The sequence below is a fragment of the Streptomyces sp. NBC_00525 genome, assembly GCF_036346595.1.
In the GTDB taxonomy this organism is placed as follows: domain Bacteria; phylum Actinomycetota; class Actinomycetes; order Streptomycetales; family Streptomycetaceae; genus Streptomyces.
Genome location: NZ_CP107834.1, coordinates 331,903 through 347,743, shown reverse-complemented (window position 1 = coordinate 347,743; position 15,841 = coordinate 331,903). Strand labels below are relative to the sequence as shown.

Sequence of the window (15,841 nt, the reverse complement as noted above, 5' to 3'; positions counted from 1 at the left end):
CGACGGGGCCGCTTCGCTGGTTTGCTGCATCCGGAAACACGGACGCACAAGCGAAGGAGCGGCCCCGTGACGACGACGGGCACACCACGTACGGCCGAGGACGAGGAGTCGTACTCCAACGAACTGCCGGTGCACGGCAGGGAACCCGGCAATGTCGTCATCAAGTGGCTGACCACCACCGACCACAAGACGATCGGCACGCTCTACCTGCTGACCTCGTTCGCCTTCTTCCTCGGCGGCGGGCTGCTCGCCCTCTTCATGCGCGCCGAACTCGCCAGGCCCGGCATGCAGATCATGTCGAACGAGCAGTTCAACCAGGCGTTCACGATGCACGGCACGATCATGCTGCTGATGTTCGCGACGCCGCTGTTCGCCGGGTTCGCGAACTGGATCATGCCGCTGCAGATCGGCGCGCCCGACGTGGCGTTCCCGCGGCTGAACATGTTCGCGTACTGGCTGTACCTCCTCGGCTCGCTCATCGCGGTGGCCGGCTTCCTCACCCCGAACGGCGCCGCCGACTTCGGCTGGTTCGCCTACTCGCCGCTGACCGACATCGTCCGCTCGCCCGGCATCGGCGGAGACCTGTGGATCATGGGCCTGGCCCTCTCCGGCTTCGGCACGATCCTCGGCTCGGTCAACTTCATCACCACGATCATCTGCATGCGCGCCCCCGGTATGACGATGTTCCGCATGCCGATCTTCACCTGGAACGTCCTGCTGACCGGTGTGCTGGTCCTGATGGCCTTCCCGGTGCTCGCAGCGGCCCTCCTCGCGCTGGAGGCGGACCGCAAGTTCGGCGCGCACGTCTTCGACGCGGCCAACGGCGGCGCGTTGCTGTGGCAGCACCTCTTCTGGTTCTTCGGCCATCCGGAGGTGTACATCATCGCCCTGCCGTTCTTCGGCATCGTCTCCGAGGTCATCCCGGCGTTCAGCCGCAAGCCGATCTTCGGCTACATCGGGCTGATCGGTGCGACGATCTCCATCGCCGGGCTCTCGATCACGGTGTGGGCGCACCACATGTTCGTCACCGGCGGTGTGCTCCTGCCGTTCTTCTCCTTCATGTCGTTCCTGATCGCGGTGCCCACCGGGGTGAAGTTCTTCAACTGGATCGGCACCATGTGGCACGGCTCGCTGTCCTTCGAGACACCGATGCTGTGGTCGATCGGCTTCCTCGTGACGTTCCTCTTCGGCGGTCTCACCGGGGTGCTTCTCGCCTCGCCCCCGATGGACTTCCACGTCTCCGACTCGTACTTCGTCGTCGCCCACTTCCACTACGTGGTCTTCGGCACCGTGGTGTTCGCGATGTTCTCCGGCTTCCACTTCTGGTGGCCGAAGTTCACCGGCAAGATGCTGGACGAACGGCTCGGCAAGATCACCTTCTGGACGCTGTTCGCCGGCTTCCACGGCACGTTCCTCGTCCAGCACTGGCTGGGCGCGGAGGGCATGCCGCGCCGGTACGCGGACTACCTCGCGTCCGACGGCTTCACCGCGCTGAACACCATCTCGACGATCTCCTCGTTCCTGCTGGGCCTGTCGATGCTGCCCTTCCTGTACAACGTCTGGAAGACCGCGAAGTACGGCAAGAAGATCGAGGTCGACGACCCGTGGGGCTACGGCCGCTCGCTGGAGTGGGCGACCTCCTGCCCGCCGCCCCGGCACAACTTCGTCACCCTGCCCCGCATCCGCTCCGAGTCCCCGGCGTTCGACCTGCACCACCCGGTTGTGCGCGAGCTGGAGGAGGCCGAGAACCGGCCCCACACCTCCGTGACGGTGGCGCCGGGGGACAAGCAGGCGTGAGCGCCCACAAGAAGCGGACGGGGTCCGGGCCGGAGGCCGAGAGCGCGCGGGGACTGGCCCAGCTGGAGGGCTATCTGCTGTGGAACGCCGAGGTCGAGCGGGCCCACCGGCTCGCCCGGCACTTCACCGACCAGCTGCCCTGGCTGACGACCGCCCAGCGCGCGGACGTGGAACGCGTCTACACCGCCGAACGCACCGCCGAGTCCCGGGCCGTGCTGGCCCGGATCTCCGCCCGCGCCCTGCATCTGCGCCGCGAGTACACCGCGCGCTACCGCAGGCTCCGCGCCCGCTGCGTCGCCGCCGCCGTGCTCTGCGCGGGGGCCGCGGCGGGCGTCTGCGGGGTCCTGGTCCAGCTGGCCCGCTGACCCGCCCCGGTCGTCCGTTCTGCCGTCCCAGCAGGCGCACTCGCCCCCCGGTCGTGAAGATGAGAGGTGACGGGCGCGTGTGACGGGGCAGGCGAACGGACGACCGTGCAGACCCCCAGAAGGGACGATCACTGTGGCACGACCCAGGATTCTCGTAGTCGGAGCCGGGTTCGCCGGCGTCGAGTGCGTACGCCGTCTGGAGCGGCGGCTGCGGCCCGGTGAAGCGGACATCGCGCTCGTCGCCCCCTTCTCGTACCAGCTCTACCTGCCGCTGCTGCCCCAGGTGGCGTCCGGGGTGCTGACCCCGCAGTCCGTCGCCGTGTCGCTGCGCCGCAGCAGCCGCCACCGCACCCGGATCATCCCCGGCGGGGCCATCGGCGTGGACCCGCGGGCGAAGGTCTGCGTGGTCCGCAAGATCACCGACGAGATCGTCAACGAGCGCTACGACCACCTCGTCCTCAGCCCCGGCAGCGTCACCCGGACCTTCGACATCCCCGGCCTCCTCGACCACGCGCGGGGCATGAAGACCCTGGCCGAGGCCGCCTACGTACGCGACCACGTCATCGCGCAGCTCGACCTCGCCGACGCCAGCCACGACGAGCAGGAGCGCGCCTCCCGGCTCCAGTTCGTCGTGGTCGGCGGCGGCTACGCCGGCACCGAGACCGCGGCCTGCCTCCAGCGCCTCACCACCAACGCGCTGCGGCACTACCCCCGCCTCGATCCGAAGCTCGTCAAGTGGCACCTCATCGACATCGCGCCCAAGCTCATGCCGGAGCTGGGCGACAAGCTCGGCGCCAGCGCCCTGAAGGTGCTGCGCGACCGGGGCATCGAGGTGTCGCTCGGCGTGTCGATCGCCGAGGCCGGGGCCGAGACCGTGACGTTCACCGACGGCCGGGTGCTGCCCTGCCGGACCCTGATCTGGACCGCGGGGGTCGCCGCCAGCCCGCTGGTCGGCACCTTCGACGCGGAGACCGTGAAGGGCCGGCTCGCCGTGACCGCCGAGATGACGCTCCCCGGCCACGACGGCATCTTCGCGCTCGGCGACGTCGCCGCCGTGCCCGACCTGGCCAAGGGCGACGGTGCGGTCTGCCCGCCCACCGCCCAGCACGCGATGCGCCAGGGCCGCAAGCTCGCCGACAACCTGCTCGCGAAGCTGCGCGGCCGGCCCATGGAGCCGTACGTCCACCACGACCTCGGGCTCGTCGTGGACCTCGGCGGCAAGGACGCCGTCTCCAAGCCCCTGGGCATCGAGATGCACGGCATCGGCGCCCAGGCCGTCGCCCGCGGCTACCACTGGACGGCGCTGCGCACCAACGTCGCCAAGGCCCGCGTCATGGCGAACTGGCTGATCAACGCCGCCGCCGGCGACGACTTCGTCCGCACCGGCTTCCAGATGCGCAAACCGGCGACCCTGCGGGACTTCGAGTACACCGACAGCTATCTCACCCCGGAACAGGTCCGCAAGCACACCGCCGCCCTGCACACCCGGATGTGAGCGGGCGGCGGCCCGCCCGGCGGCTCAGTCCGCCGGGCCGGCCCCCCGGAACGCGGCGAGGATCTCCTCGGCGGCCAGCGTCGCCGGGAGCGTCCCCTCCCGCACCCGCCGCTCCAGCTCCGGCGCCAGCGCCCGCACCCCGGCATGACCGCGCAGGCTCTCCAGCAGTTCCTCGCGCACCATGGTCCAGGTCCAGTCCACCTGCTGCTCGCTGCGCTTGGCGGCGAGCCGGCCCGTGGACTCCAGCAGGGCCCGGTGCTGTTCGAGCCGTTCCCACAAGGTGTCCAGGCCGGTCGACTCCCGCGCGCTGCACGTCAGCACCGGCGGGGTCCACGCCGCGTCCGGCGCGTGCATCAGCCGCAGCGCGCCCGCCAGTTCGCGGGCGGCGGCCCGCGCGTCGCGTTCGTGCGGGCCGTCCGCCTTGTTGACGGCGATGGCGTCCGCCAGCTCCAGGACGCCCTTCTTGATGCCCTGCAGCTGGTCGCCGGTCCGGGCCAGGGTCAGGAGCAGAAACGTGTCGACCATGTTGGCGACCGCCGTCTCCGACTGGCCGACCCCGACCGTCTCCACCAGCACCACGTCGTAGCCCGCCGCCTCCATCACCACGATGGACTCGCGGGTCGCCTTCGCCACCCCGCCCAGCGTGCCCGCGGTGGGGGAGGGGCGCACGAACGCCGCCGGGTCCACCGCCAGCCGCTCCATCCGGGTCTTGTCGCCCAGGATGGAGCCGCCGGTCCGGCTGGACGACGGATCGACCGCCAGCACCGCCACCCGGTGCCCGAGCCCGGTGAGCATGGTGCCGAGCGCGTCGATGAACGTCGACTTGCCGACACCGGGCACCCCGCTGACGCCGACGCGCCGGGCCCGGCCCGAGTGCGGCAGCAGCCGGCGCAGCAGCTCCTGCGCCAGGGCCCGGTGGTCGGGCCGGGTGGACTCGACGAGGGTGATGGCGCGCGCGATGTGCGCGCGCCTCCCGTCGAGCACGCCCTTCACATAACTGTCGAGATCGATCCCCGGGGCCATCGCTCAGCGGCTCACAGCTCGTGGCCGAGGGCGGACCCGAGGCGCGTCACCAGATCGTGCGCCGCCTCCGGGATCACCGTGCCCGGCGGGAAGACGGCTGCGGCGCCCGCGTCGAGCAGCGCCTCGACGTCCTGCGGCGGAATGACCCCGCCGACCACGATCATGATGTCCTCGCGCCCCTCGGCGGCCAGCTCCTCGCGGAGCGCCGGGACGAGCGTGAGGTGACCGGCGGCCAGCGACGAGACGCCCACGATGTGCACGTCCGCCTCGACCGCCTGCCGGGCGACCTCGCCCGGCGTCTGGAACAGCGGGCCGACGTCCACGTCGAAGCCCAGGTCGGCGAAGGCGGTCGCGATCACCTTCTGTCCCCGGTCGTGCCCGTCCTGGCCCATCTTGGCGACCAGGATGCGCGGACGGCGCCCCTCCGCCTCCTCGAACGCGTCGACCAGCGCGCGGGTGCGGTCCACGGACGGCGACTCCCCTGCCTCGTTGCGGTACACACCGGAGATCGTACGGATCTGGCCCGCGTGCCGGCCGTACACCTTCTCCAGGGCGTCCGAGATCTCGCCCACGGTGGCCATCGCACGGGCCGCGTCCACCGCGAGCGCCAGCAGGTTGCCGTCGAGTCCGGGGCCCGGCTCCCGCCCGGCCGCCTCGGTCAGCGCACGGAGCGCGTCCCGGCAGGCCGTCTCGTCGCGTTCCTCGCGCAGCCGCCGCAGCTTCTCGATCTGCTGGGCACGCACCGAGGAGTTGTCGACCTTGAGCACATCGATCCGCTCATCGGTCTCGACCCGGTACTTGTTGACGCCGATCACCGGCTGCCGGCCTGAGTCGATGCGCGCCTGGGTGCGGGCGGCGGCCTCCTCGATGCGCAGCTTCGGGATGCCCGCGTCGATGGCCTTCGCCATGCCGCCGGCCGCCTCGACCTCCTCGATGTGCTGCCAGGCCCGCCGCGCCAGGTCGTACGTCAGCTTCTCCACGTACGCGCTGCCGCCCCACGGGTCGATGACCCGGCCGGTGCCGGACTCCTGCTGGAGCAGCAGCTGGGTGTTGCGGGCGATGCGCGCAGAGAAGTCGGTGGGCAGGGCCAGCGCCTCGTCCAGGGCGTTGGTGTGCAGCGACTGGGTGTGGCCCTGGGTGGCGGCCATCGCCTCCACACAGGTGCGGGTGACGTTGTTGAACACGTCCTGCGCGGTCAGCGACCAGCCGGAGGTCTGCGAGTGGGTGCGCAGCGACAGCGACTTCGCGTTCTTCGGCTCGAACTGCTGCACGAGCTTGGCCCAGAGGAGCCGGGCGGCGCGCAGCTTGGCGATCTCCATGAAGAAGTTCATGCCGATAGCCCAGAAGAATGACAGCCGGGGCGCGAACGCGTCCACGTCGAGCCCCGCGGCCCGTCCGGCGCGCAGGTACTCCACCCCGTCCGCCAGGGTGTACGCCAGCTCCAGATCGGCCGTCGCCCCGGCCTCCTGGATGTGGTAGCCGGAGATGGAGATCGAGTTGTAGCGCGGCATCTTCCGCGAGGTGTACGAGAAGATGTCGGAGATGATCCGCATCGAGGGCTTCGGCGGATAGATGTAGGTGTTGCGGACCATGAACTCCTTCAGAATGTCGTTCTGAATGGTCCCGGCCAGCTTTTCCGGCGGTACGCCCTGTTCCTCGGCGGCCACGATGTACAGCGCGAGCACCGGCAGCACGGCGCCGTTCATCGTCATCGACACCGACATCCGGTCCAGCGGAATGCCGTCGAACAGTTGGCGCATGTCGTAGATCGAGTCGATCGCCACACCCGCCATGCCGACGTCGCCCGTCACGCGGGGGTGGTCGCTGTCGTAACCGCGGTGCGTCGGCAGGTCGAAGGCGACCGACAGGCCCTTCTGCCCGGCCGCCAGATTGCGCCGGTAGAAGGCGTTGGACTCCTCGGCGGTGGAGAAACCCGCGTACTGCCGGATCGTCCAGGGCTGGTTGACGTACATCGTCGGGTACGGGCCCCGCAGATACGGGGCGATGCCCGGATACGTGCCCAGGAAGTCGAGCCCCTCCAGGTCCCGGCCGGTGTACAGCGGCTTGACCGCGATGCCTTCGGGGGTCTCCCACACCAGGTCCGCCGCCGAGCCGCCGGAGGACTCCTTGACCGCGGCGCGCCACTGGTCCTCGGTGACCTCGGGGGAGCCGTCCGGCCCGAGCCCGATGTCGGAGAAGTCGGGGATACGCATTACGCCACACCCATCCGGTCGAGAAGGGAAGAGAGCACGGCCACCGCGTCGCAGCCGGCGAAGACGTACTCGTCGACACCGTCGTACGCGCCGGGCCGCCCCGCCAGATACACGCGCCGCGCGCCCGCCGCGACCAGCGCCGCCGCCACCGGCTCCGCCTGTTCGGCGTAGAGCGCGTCACCGGAGCACAGGCACGCCACGTCCGCCCCCGAGGCGGCGAACGCCGCGGCCACCGACGACGCGTCCACCTGCGCCGGCTCGTGCACCGGTTCGATGCCGCCCGCCCGGAACAGGTTCGCGGCGAAGGAGGCCCGCGCGGTGTGGGCCGCCGCCGGGCCGAGCGCGGCGATGAACACCCGGGGCCGGGCGCCGGTCGCCGCCAGATGCGCGTCCGACCGGACCCGCAGCGCCTCGAACTCCTCGTCGCGCCGCACGACCGGCAGACCGCGCCGGGCCGGTGTCCGCGGGTGGGGTTCGCGCTCCACCGGGCGCTCCGTCAGCAGCGGGAACTCGCTCACCCCGGTGACCGGTTCCCTGCGCCGCGCCAGGTCCTTCCTGCGCTCCGCCCAGGTCGCCGCGATCCGCTCCGCGATCATTCCCGAGCCGAGCGCCGCCGCCTGACCGCCGGCCCGCTCGATCTCCTGGAAGAACGCCCAGGCCGACGCCGCGAGTTCGTCGGTGAGCCGCTCCACGTACCAGGAGCCGCCCGCCGGGTCGATGACCCGCGCCAGATGCGATTCCTCCAGCAGGATCGTGGAGGTGTTGCGGGCGATGCGCCGGGCGAACGCGTCGGGCAGGCCCAGCGCGTGATCGAACGGCAGCACCGTGACCGCGTCGGCGCCGCCGACGCCCGCGCCCAGGCTCGCCAGCGTGGTCCGCAGCATGTTCACCCACGGATCGCGGCGCGTCATCATCACCGGCGACGTCACGGCGTGCTGGCGCTGCGCACCCGCGCCGGGCGCCCCGCAGACCTCGGCGACGCGGGCCCACAGCCGGCGCGCCGCCCGCGTCTTCGCGATCGTCAGGAACTGGTCGACGGTCGCCGCGTAGCGGAACTCCAGCTGCGCGCACGCCGCCTCGACACCGAGCCCGGCCTCCGTCAGCGCCCGCAGGTACGCGACGCCGGTGGCCAGCGACGCGCCCAGCTCCTGGGCCGCCGAGCCGCCCGCCTCGTGGTACGGCATCGCGTCCACGACGACGGCCCGCAGCGCGGGGTACTCCTCGGCGCACCGCAGCGCCCAGCGCACGGCGTCCGCCGGGTCCGCCGCGGTGCCCTCGCGGGCGGCCAGCCCGAACGGGTCGGCGCCCAGGCTGCCCCGCACCTGTCCGGCCGGGGTGCCCCGCAGCGCGTGCAGCCGCAGCAACTCGGCCGCCGCCGCGTCCAGTTCGGCGCCGGCGTCCAGGACGACGGGGGCCAGGTCGAGCAGGACGCCGTCGAGCGCCCGCTCCAGACCGGACACCGGTACGCCGCCGGAGCCCCCGACGGCCAGCCACAGCGAGGTGACGCCGTTCTCCAGGTCCGTGAGCACGGCCTCGTTGAGCCGGACGGGGTCGGTGCACGCGTGCCGCTGCCGTACGCCCCAGCCGTTCGCCGTACACCCCTCGGGCTTGCCGCCGCGGGTGAAGGGGGCGAACCCCGGAAGACCGGCATCGGGCGCGTCGTCGCGCGAGGTGTAGAGGGGGCGGGTGATGAGCCCGTCCTCCACCGTGGTGGACAGCGCTTCCTCGGCGGCCGGTCCCGACACGTCCTTGCCCGATTTGCGCAGCACACCCTCGACGAGGCTCTGCCACTGCTCATGGGCGGGGTCAGGGAATCCGGCGGCCAGCGAAAGCCCGTCAGCAGGCTGGACCGTCATGGCCCAGATGCTAGGGCAGCTCCCGGGGGAGCAGCAGGGCGTCGGCCTGTGACCTTGCCCTCCCCCAGCGCGCTTGATCCTTTACGTACTGTCGCGTAGCAACGCCCGACGCTCTGTACCGATTCGCCACGGTGCACTCCGGAATGCCCAAAGTTATGCTGCTGCCAATCCATTCATCCGGAGAGGACGCGCCCGTGACCGTGGGACCAGTGGAGTACCTCGTCGTCGCCTTTCCCGGCAGCCGGTTCACGGGCGCCATCGCGCCGGCACTGGCCGACGCGGTCGCCTCGAAGGCGGTCCGCATCCTGGATCTGACTTTCGTGCAGCGGGCCGACGACGGCACGATCGAGGCCGTCGAACTGGACGATCTCGACCCCGACGACCTGGTCTCCTTCGAGCCGGTGGAGGGCGAGGTCAGCGGCATGCTCAGCAGCGAGGACATCCGGGTGCTCGGCGAGCGGGTGCCGCCGGGCAGCTCCGCCGCGCTCATCGTGTGGGAGGACCTCTGGGCGGTCCCGCTCACCGAGGCGGTCCGCGCCTCGGGCGGCCAGGTCGTCGCCCACGAACGGATTCCCGCCGCGGTCGCCGAGGCGGCCGCCTCCGCCGCCGGCCACCACGGCTGACGCCCGCACCGGAAGGGGAACACACCATGCCGATCTTCCGAGGCCCCGGAATGAACCGCCGCGGACCCGGCCTCATCGGGGCCGCCGCGCGCACCGCCGTCATCGCCGGCACCGCGTCCGCCGTCTCCGGGCGCGTCCAGCAGCACCAGCAGAACCGGTTCGCCGAACAGGAGGCCCGGCGCGAGGTCCCGCAGCCCGCGCCCCGGCCCGCCGCACCGCCGGCCGCCGCGCCCGGCGACGACCTGATCGGGCAGCTGGAAAGGCTCGCCGCCCTCAAACAGCAGGGCATCCTCACCGACGCGGAATTCGAGGCCCAGAAGGCACGGCTGCTCGCGGGGTGAGTCCGCGGCCGCTCCGCGATTCCGCACCGGCGCGCCCGATCGGTGATCACCGGCGTTTTACTTTGTCGATGTGACGACATCATGCGACTTTGATCCGGCCAGGCCGAAATCAATTCGGAAGCGTGCCGGGAAAAGAGGAAATCCATCGTGCACACCGTCAGGGCCGTCCCGACCGTTTCCGCCCTCAATCTGCGCGATCTGGGAGGCATTCCCCTGGGCCCCGGCCGGCAGGTCCGCCGGGGCGTGATGCTGCGCTCCGGCCGGCTCGGCGGCCTCGACCCGGTGGACGCGGCCGCCGTGGCCGCGCTCGGCATCCGCACGGTCGTCGATCTGCGGACCGCCGACGAACGCTCCGCCGCCCCGGACACCCTGCCGCCCGGCTCCCGCCTCTTCGTCGCCGACGTCCTGGGGGACAATCCCGGCGTCACCCCCGCCCGCTTCCGCACCCTGCTCGCCGACCCCGTCGAGGCGGAACGCCTGCTGGGCGACGGCAAGGCGGAGGAAGCGGTCGCGCGGTCGTACCGCCAACTGGTCCTCTCGCCCGGAGCCGCCGCCGCCTACCGGGCCCTCCTGGACACGCTCGCCGATCCCGCCGCGCGGCCGGTGCTCTTCCACTGCGCGACCGGCAAGGACCGGGCCGGCTGGGCGGCCGCCCTGCTGCTCCTGCTCCTCGGGGCGTCGCGGGACGTCGTGCGCCGGGAGTTCCTCGCGGTGAACCCGGTCCTGCGAGCCGCCGGCCGCCCGTATGTGCAGGGCTTCCTGGACGCCGGCGGCGACCCGGAGATCGCCGCCGCGATCACCGAGGTGCGCCCGCGCTACCTCGATACGGCGCTGGACGCCATGGACGAGCGCTGGGGCGGCCTGGACGGCTACGTGCGCGACTGCCTGCGCGTCCCCGGTCCCGTGCTGCGGCGCCTGCGCGGCGAACTGGTCGTGTACGCCGACGCGTAACGGCACCCGCACTCCTCGCTCCCGCGGCGCCCCGGACTGTTGACAACATACCCCCAGGGGGTATGTTGTGGACGTACCGAGAAGCCGCGTTCCCGAGGAGAGCGTCATGAACAACGGACTGAAGACCACCGCATTCGCCGCCGCGCTCGCCGCGACCTTCGGCATCGCCTACGGGGTGGGCGGCGGCATCGGCCCGGTCGGGACCGCGGCCGCCCAGCCCGCCGCCGGCCACGGCAGGAGCCACGGCGGCGGCGCTGAGCACGCGGGCCACGGCGCGAACGCGGTCGCCGCGGCCCCCGGCGGGCTCCAGGTGTCGGACGGCGGCTACACCCTCGACCTGCGCACCCCGGCCGTCGAGGCCGGCGACCGTACCGCGCTCCGGTTCGCCGTCCTGGACGACGCCACCGGCCGCCCCCTCACCGCCTACCAGCCCGAACACGGCAAGGAACTCCACCTCATCCTCGCCTCGCACGACCTGACGACCTACCGGCACCTGCACCCGGAGCGCGGCGCGGACGGCGTCTGGTCGGTCACCGCCGCACTCCCGGAGGCCGGTGACTACCGGGTGTTCGCCGACTTCACGCCCGAGGCGGAGGGCGCCCGCAACCTCACCCTGGGCGCCGACCTGGCCGTCGCCGGGCACTACCGGCCCAAGGCGCTGCCGGCCGCGAGCACCACCACCACGGCGGACGGCTACCGCGTCACCCTGAACGGCACCCCCGTGCCGGGCCGCGAGCGCGAGCTCACCCTGACCGTCAGCCGCGACGGCAAGCCCGTCACCGACCTCCAGCCCTACCTGGGCGCCTACGGGCACCTCGTCGCGCTGCGCGCGGGCGACCTCGCCTACCTGCACGTCCACCCCGAGGAGGGCGGCCCCGGCCCCTCGGTCTCGTTCGCCGCGACGGCCCCGAGCGCGGGCACGTACCGGCTGTTCCTGGACTTCCGCCACGGCGGCGAGGTGCACACCGCCGCGTTCACCGTCACCACCGGCCGGCAGGCGCCGCAGCAGGAAGCCGTGAAGCCGCAGGACCCGAAGCCGGAGACCGGGAAGTCGGAAGCCGCGCACACCCACTGATGGCGGCGAGAGCCACGCCGGCGGTCGGGGCACCACGCGGCGTACGTAATACTCGCTCCATGAGATCAAGCGTTACGCCGGCGGGGCGCCGGGCGTCCGGCGGCCCGGTCCGCGTCCGGCGGGCGACGGCGCGCGACGCCAAGCGCCTCACCCGGCTGGTCCGCTCCTCGCGCGCCTACGAGGGCCACTACGCGCCGATGGTCGCCGGATACCGGGTCGGGCCGGACTACATCGAGGCCCATCAGGTGTTCGCGGCCGTGCGGGAGGCGACGGACCAGGTGCTCGGGTTCTACTCGCTGATCCTGGAGCCGCCCGAGCTGGACCTGCTCTTCGTCGCCGACGAGGCCCAGGGCACCGGCACCGGCAGGCTGCTCGTCGGCCATCTGCGCCGCGAGGCCGGAGCCCGCGGACTGCCCGGTGTGCGCGTCGTCTCGCATCCGCCGGCCGAGGGCTTCTACCTGAACATGGGCGCGCGGCGTACCGGAACGGTACGGGCCGCGCCCCCCGCGGTGATGTGGGACCGGCCCGAACTGTGCCTGCCCGTGCCCTGACGGGCGCCCGGTGCGCCGCTCAGGGCGCGCGGTGCAGGTCGGTCACGGTGAACAGACCGCCGTCCGGGTCCAGGAGCGTCGCCTCCCGGCCCTCCGGATGCGTCAGCTCCTCCACGAGCGAGCCCCCGTGCGCGCGCGCCCGCTCCACGGCGATTGCCACGTCGTCCACCGGGAAGTTGACCTGCCAGTGCGGCCGGACCAGCGGATCGGGGGCGGCCTCGACCGCGCCGGAACTGATCCGGGCCAGTTGGCGCCCACCGCAGCACACGACGACCTCGTCCTTGGCGTACGCCACCTCGCAGGCGCCCGGCAGTCCGCTCGCCCAGTCCAGCACCTCGCCGTAGAAGATCGCGGCGTCGAAGGCGCTCCGGGTGCGCAGCCGCAGCCAGGCGCGGGCGTGGCCCGCCGGGGCCGGGGGAGACGTCGCCGGTTCGGTCCGCTCCCAGATGCCGAAGCCCGCCCCGTCCCGGTCGGCGGCCAGCGCGCCGCGCCCCTTGCCCAGCGTCAGCGGCCCCACCGCCACCGTGCCGCTGCGTTCCCGGATGCGGGAAGCGGCCACATCGGCGTCCCGGACGGCGAAGTACGGGGTCCAGGCGACCGCGACGCGGAACGCGGTGGCCACCGCGCCGATGCCGGCGACCGGCACATCGTCCAGGCGGGCCACCGCGAAGTCCTGGCCGAGCCGGCCCGTGCGGAACGTCCAGCCCATCACCGGGCCGTAGAACGCCTGGGCGGACTCCAGGTCGCGGGTCATCAGATTGACCCAGCACGGAGCCGCGGACCCGGTCAGGGCCGCGCGGGCGGGCGCCGTGCCGGAGGTGCTTGGGGTCATGGTGCTTACTGCCTTCGTGGGGGGTGCGGCAGAGGTGCCGGCGGCCCTCGGGGGCCGTCAACCAGCCTCACCGGGGGCGGCCGCTCCCGCAACACGCGCACCACCCGCCCCGCCCGTCCCGGTGCGGCGCGGGTCAGTCCCGCTTGTCGTCGTCCTCGTGGCGGATCGGCTCGTTGCCGTGCTCACCCAGCTCGTACGGGGACAGGCCCCTGCCGTCGGCCGGGAAGCGGTCGTCGCCGTGGACGTCCGACTGCTCCTCGTGGCTGCGGTGGGCGGGGCCGACGGGCTGCTCGTCCGGCCGGGGCGGGGGCAGTTCCTGGTCGTGCCGTCGCTTGCCCAGAAGGAAGGCGCCGATCAGCAAGAGCACCAGGAGCACCCCGATCACACCCAGCACGACGCCCGTCGCACCGCGTCCGTCCGCGAGGGTGACCGCCAGGGAATTCAGGGCTCCATCCGAAACATCCATGATTGCCGGATACCCCGCTCGGAGGCCGCCACTCGGGACGACGTTCGAATTCATGTTTTAAGTGGATATGGGTGCCGAAAATGTTTCGACCGGTGTGAGCCGGGTCGGGCCGGGCACCCGAGGGTGGGTCCGGGCCGCTCCTGTCGCAGCCGACCGCCGACGGGGTCAGCCTGGAGATGACGGCATTGCCCCCTTCGGAAGGAACCGCGGTGAACAGCGCACAGGACAAGCGGCAGGCCACGGAGGACCACCACGACCAGGAGGTGTCGGTCGTTCTCGGCGAGTGCCCCGAGGACGACGCGCGCACGGTCTTCGACGCGCTGCGGGCCGCCTTCACCACCGACCGCTCGTCGGCGGACGTGCCCCACGAGACCGCGGGCAGGCGGCCCACCGTGTGGACCGCGACCGTCGACGTCTCCGAGGCGCGGGTGATCTCCGGGTCCGTGCGCCTCGGCGGCCCCGTCACGCTCGACGTGCAGGGCGGCTACGGGGCGGTGGACCGGCTCCGCGCGGGCCTGGCCGACGCCTTCGCCGTCCGGGTCGTCGGCACGGTGTCGGGGGACCAGGAGGAGGAAGTGCGCCTGCGGCTGGACAACAAGTAGGCCGAACGCACGCGTGGGACGGCGACGGGGCAGCTGGCCGCAGCACATATCTGGTAGAAATCGGACAAAGTTCCCCGTGGAAAGGTGTCGCCGTGGACCCGACCAGTGTGTGGGAGGGCGCCGCCGGTGAATCCGGGCCCCCCGGCGACCTGCCCTCCGCCACCCTGACCCTGAACGTCAACGGCACCGCGCACACCCTCACCCTCGACCACCGCACCACCCTCCTGGACGCCCTGCGCCACCACCTGGACCTGACCGGGGCGAAGAAGGGCTGCGACCACGGCCAGTGCGGCGCCTGCACCGTCCTCGTCGACGGCCGCCGCGCCAACAGCTGCCTGCTCCTGGCCGTCGCCCACGACGGCGCCCGCGTCACCACGGTCGAGGGACTCGCCGGCGAGCGGCTGCACCCCCTCCAGGAGGCGTTCCTGGAGCGCGACGCGTTCCAGTGCGGCTACTGCACCCCCGGCCAGCTCTGCTCCGCCGCCGGCGTCCTCGCCGAGGCCGCCGCCGGCCACCCCTCCCACGTCACCCCGCACGACGCGCCGGTGAACGCGCCCGCGCGCCTCACCCCCGAGGAGATCCGCGAGCGGATGAGCGGCAACCTCTGCCGGTGCGGCGCCTACCCCCGGATCACCGAGGCGGTCCAGGACGTGGCGCCGTGAAACCCTTCGCCTATCTGCGCGCCGACACCGTCGCCGACGCCGTCCGCGCCTGCGCCGCCCACCCCGGAGCGAAGTTCCTCGGCGGCGGCACCAACCTGGTGGACCTGATGAAGCTCGGCGTGGAGACGCCCGGCCTGCTCGTCGACGTCAGCCGGCTGCCGCTCGACCGGGTCACGGACACCCCCGAGGGCGGGCTGCGCATCGGCGCCACCGTCCGCAACAGCGACCTGGCCGCCCACCCCGCCGTACGCACCCGCTACCCCGCCCTCTCCCAGGCCCTGCTCGCCGGCGCCTCCGGGCAGCTCCGCAACATCGCGACCACCGGCGGCAACCTCCTCCAGCGCACCCGCTGCCCCTACTTCCAGGACACCTCCAAGCCCTGCAACAAACGCGCCCCCGGCACCGGCTGCCCCGCTCGGGAGGGCACCCACCGCGACCTCGCCGTCCTCGGCCACTCCGAGGAGTGCGTCGCCACCCACCCCTCCGACATGGCCGTCGCCCTGGCCGCGCTCGACGCGGACGCCGTCCTCGAAGGGCCGGAGGGCGAACGCACCGTGCCGGTGACCGCATTCCACCGGCTGCCCGGCGACAACCCCGACGCCGACACCGTCGTACGGCCCGGCGAACTCGTCACCGAGGTACTGCTGCCCCCACTGCCCGACGGCACGGTCAGCCTCTACCGCAAGGCCCGCGACCGCGCCTCCTACGCCTTCGCGCTCGCCTCCGTCGCCGCCGTCCTGCGCGTCCGCGACGGGCGCGTCGAACACGCCGCGCTGGCATTCGGCGGACTCGCCCACCGGCCCTGGCGGGCCCGCGCCGCCGAGGAGATCCTGCACGGCGCGCCCGCCGGCGACGCCACCTTCCTCCGGGCCGCCGACGCCGAACTCGCCGCCGCCCGCCCCCTGCGCGACAACGCCTTCAAGGTCCGCCTGGCCCGGCACCTGGCCGTGGACGCCCTCGCCGAACTCGCCGCCCGCACCTGATCACCG

At 72.8% G+C, this 15,841-nt stretch carries 16 protein-coding genes; 11 read left to right on the top strand and 5 right to left on the bottom strand.

All coding sequences use genetic code 11. From position 1 onward, the window contains the following. The first annotated feature begins 66 nt into the window (after positions 1 to 66). The 3 genes from ctaD (at position 67) to OG710_RS01475 (ending at position 3,657) form a co-directional block, all read left to right on the top strand. Complete coding sequence (gene ctaD, locus OG710_RS01485) at positions 67 to 1,797, top strand: aa3-type cytochrome oxidase subunit I (protein WP_330237720.1); 1,731 nt, start codon at positions 67 to 69, stop codon at positions 1,795 to 1,797. Next, complete coding sequence (locus tag OG710_RS01480) at positions 1,794 to 2,162, top strand: hypothetical protein (protein WP_330237719.1); 369 nt, start codon at positions 1,794 to 1,796, stop codon at positions 2,160 to 2,162. Before ctaD ends, OG710_RS01480 begins: the two co-directional genes overlap by 4 nt. A gap of 133 nt (positions 2,163 to 2,295) precedes the next feature. Continuing rightward, positions 2,296 to 3,657: an NAD(P)/FAD-dependent oxidoreductase gene (locus OG710_RS01475; RefSeq protein ID WP_330237718.1), complete on the top strand. Its 1,362-nt coding sequence runs from the start codon at positions 2,296 to 2,298 to the stop codon at positions 3,655 to 3,657. A 24-nt stretch (positions 3,658 to 3,681) separates the two neighbouring features. Here the strand turns inward: OG710_RS01475 and meaB are convergent, their stop codons facing one another. From meaB to mutA, 3 genes are read right to left on the bottom strand one after another with little or no spacing between them, the layout of a single operon-like run. Next, the gene (gene meaB / locus OG710_RS01470) at positions 3,682 to 4,680 is read right to left on the bottom strand and encodes a methylmalonyl Co-A mutase-associated GTPase MeaB (RefSeq protein WP_330237717.1); all 999 of its coding nucleotides are present in this window, start codon (positions 4,678 to 4,680) and stop codon (positions 3,682 to 3,684) included. An 11-nt stretch (positions 4,681 to 4,691) separates the two neighbouring features. Further along, positions 4,692 to 6,893, bottom strand: a complete 2,202-nt coding sequence (scpA, locus tag OG710_RS01465) for a methylmalonyl-CoA mutase (RefSeq protein WP_330237716.1) — start codon at positions 6,891 to 6,893, stop codon at positions 4,692 to 4,694. After that, positions 6,893 to 8,749, bottom strand: coding sequence for a methylmalonyl-CoA mutase small subunit (gene mutA / locus OG710_RS01460; protein ID WP_330237715.1), 1,857 nt, complete (start codon positions 8,747 to 8,749; stop codon positions 6,893 to 6,895). Before mutA ends, scpA begins: the two co-directional genes overlap by 1 nt. 194 nt (positions 8,750 to 8,943) lie before the next feature. Between mutA and OG710_RS01455 the strand changes: the two genes are divergently transcribed. The 5 genes from OG710_RS01455 to OG710_RS01435 all read left to right on the top strand — a co-directional run bounded on the left by OG710_RS01455 (position 8,944) and on the right by OG710_RS01435 (position 12,290). Then, a complete protein-coding gene (locus OG710_RS01455; RefSeq protein WP_330237714.1) occupies positions 8,944 to 9,372 on the top strand; it encodes a DUF6325 family protein in 429 nt (142 codons plus the stop codon). 50 nt (positions 9,373 to 9,422) lie between these two features. Then, positions 9,423 to 9,713, top strand: a complete 291-nt coding sequence (locus tag OG710_RS01450) for an SHOCT domain-containing protein (RefSeq protein WP_330242126.1) — start codon at positions 9,423 to 9,425, stop codon at positions 9,711 to 9,713. Between the two features lie 147 nt (positions 9,714 to 9,860). Then, on the top strand, positions 9,861 to 10,664 hold the full coding sequence (locus OG710_RS01445) for a tyrosine-protein phosphatase (RefSeq protein ID WP_330237713.1): 804 nt from the start codon (positions 9,861 to 9,863) through the stop codon (positions 10,662 to 10,664). Positions 10,665 to 10,770: 106 nt separating this feature from the next. Beyond that, the gene (locus tag OG710_RS01440; RefSeq protein ID WP_330237712.1) at positions 10,771 to 11,739 is read left to right on the top strand and encodes a hypothetical protein; all 969 of its coding nucleotides are present in this window, start codon (positions 10,771 to 10,773) and stop codon (positions 11,737 to 11,739) included. Between the two features lie 59 nt (positions 11,740 to 11,798). Beyond that, on the top strand, positions 11,799 to 12,290 hold the full coding sequence (locus tag OG710_RS01435; protein ID WP_199563737.1) for a GNAT family N-acetyltransferase: 492 nt from the start codon (positions 11,799 to 11,801) through the stop codon (positions 12,288 to 12,290). 19 nt (positions 12,291 to 12,309) lie between these two features. On the opposite strand, the gene OG710_RS01430 is transcribed toward OG710_RS01435, so the two are convergent. Both OG710_RS01430 and OG710_RS01425 read right to left on the bottom strand, forming a co-directional pair. Next, complete coding sequence (locus tag OG710_RS01430; RefSeq protein ID WP_330237711.1) at positions 12,310 to 13,122, bottom strand: VOC family protein; 813 nt, start codon at positions 13,120 to 13,122, stop codon at positions 12,310 to 12,312. 133 nt (positions 13,123 to 13,255) lie between these two features. Then, entirely contained in the window at positions 13,256 to 13,588 is a 333-nt protein-coding gene (locus OG710_RS01425; protein WP_330237710.1) for a DUF6479 family protein, read from the bottom strand. A 209-nt stretch (positions 13,589 to 13,797) separates the two neighbouring features. Here OG710_RS01425 and OG710_RS01420 point away from each other — a divergent pair, with 209 nt between their 5' ends. The 3 genes from OG710_RS01420 to OG710_RS01410 all read left to right on the top strand — a co-directional run bounded on the left by OG710_RS01420 (position 13,798) and on the right by OG710_RS01410 (position 15,835). Then, positions 13,798 to 14,190, top strand: a complete 393-nt coding sequence (locus OG710_RS01420; RefSeq protein WP_111334910.1) for a hypothetical protein — start codon at positions 13,798 to 13,800, stop codon at positions 14,188 to 14,190. A gap of 107 nt (positions 14,191 to 14,297) precedes the next feature. Beyond that, positions 14,298 to 14,852 (top strand): 2Fe-2S iron-sulfur cluster-binding protein, encoded by a 555-nt coding sequence (locus tag OG710_RS01415; protein ID WP_330242125.1) that lies wholly within the window; start codon positions 14,298 to 14,300, stop codon positions 14,850 to 14,852. After that, complete coding sequence (locus OG710_RS01410; protein ID WP_330237709.1) at positions 14,849 to 15,835, top strand: FAD binding domain-containing protein; 987 nt, start codon at positions 14,849 to 14,851, stop codon at positions 15,833 to 15,835. The genes OG710_RS01415 and OG710_RS01410 overlap by 4 nt, the downstream gene beginning before the upstream one ends. Positions 15,836 to 15,841 lie beyond the last annotated feature (6 nt).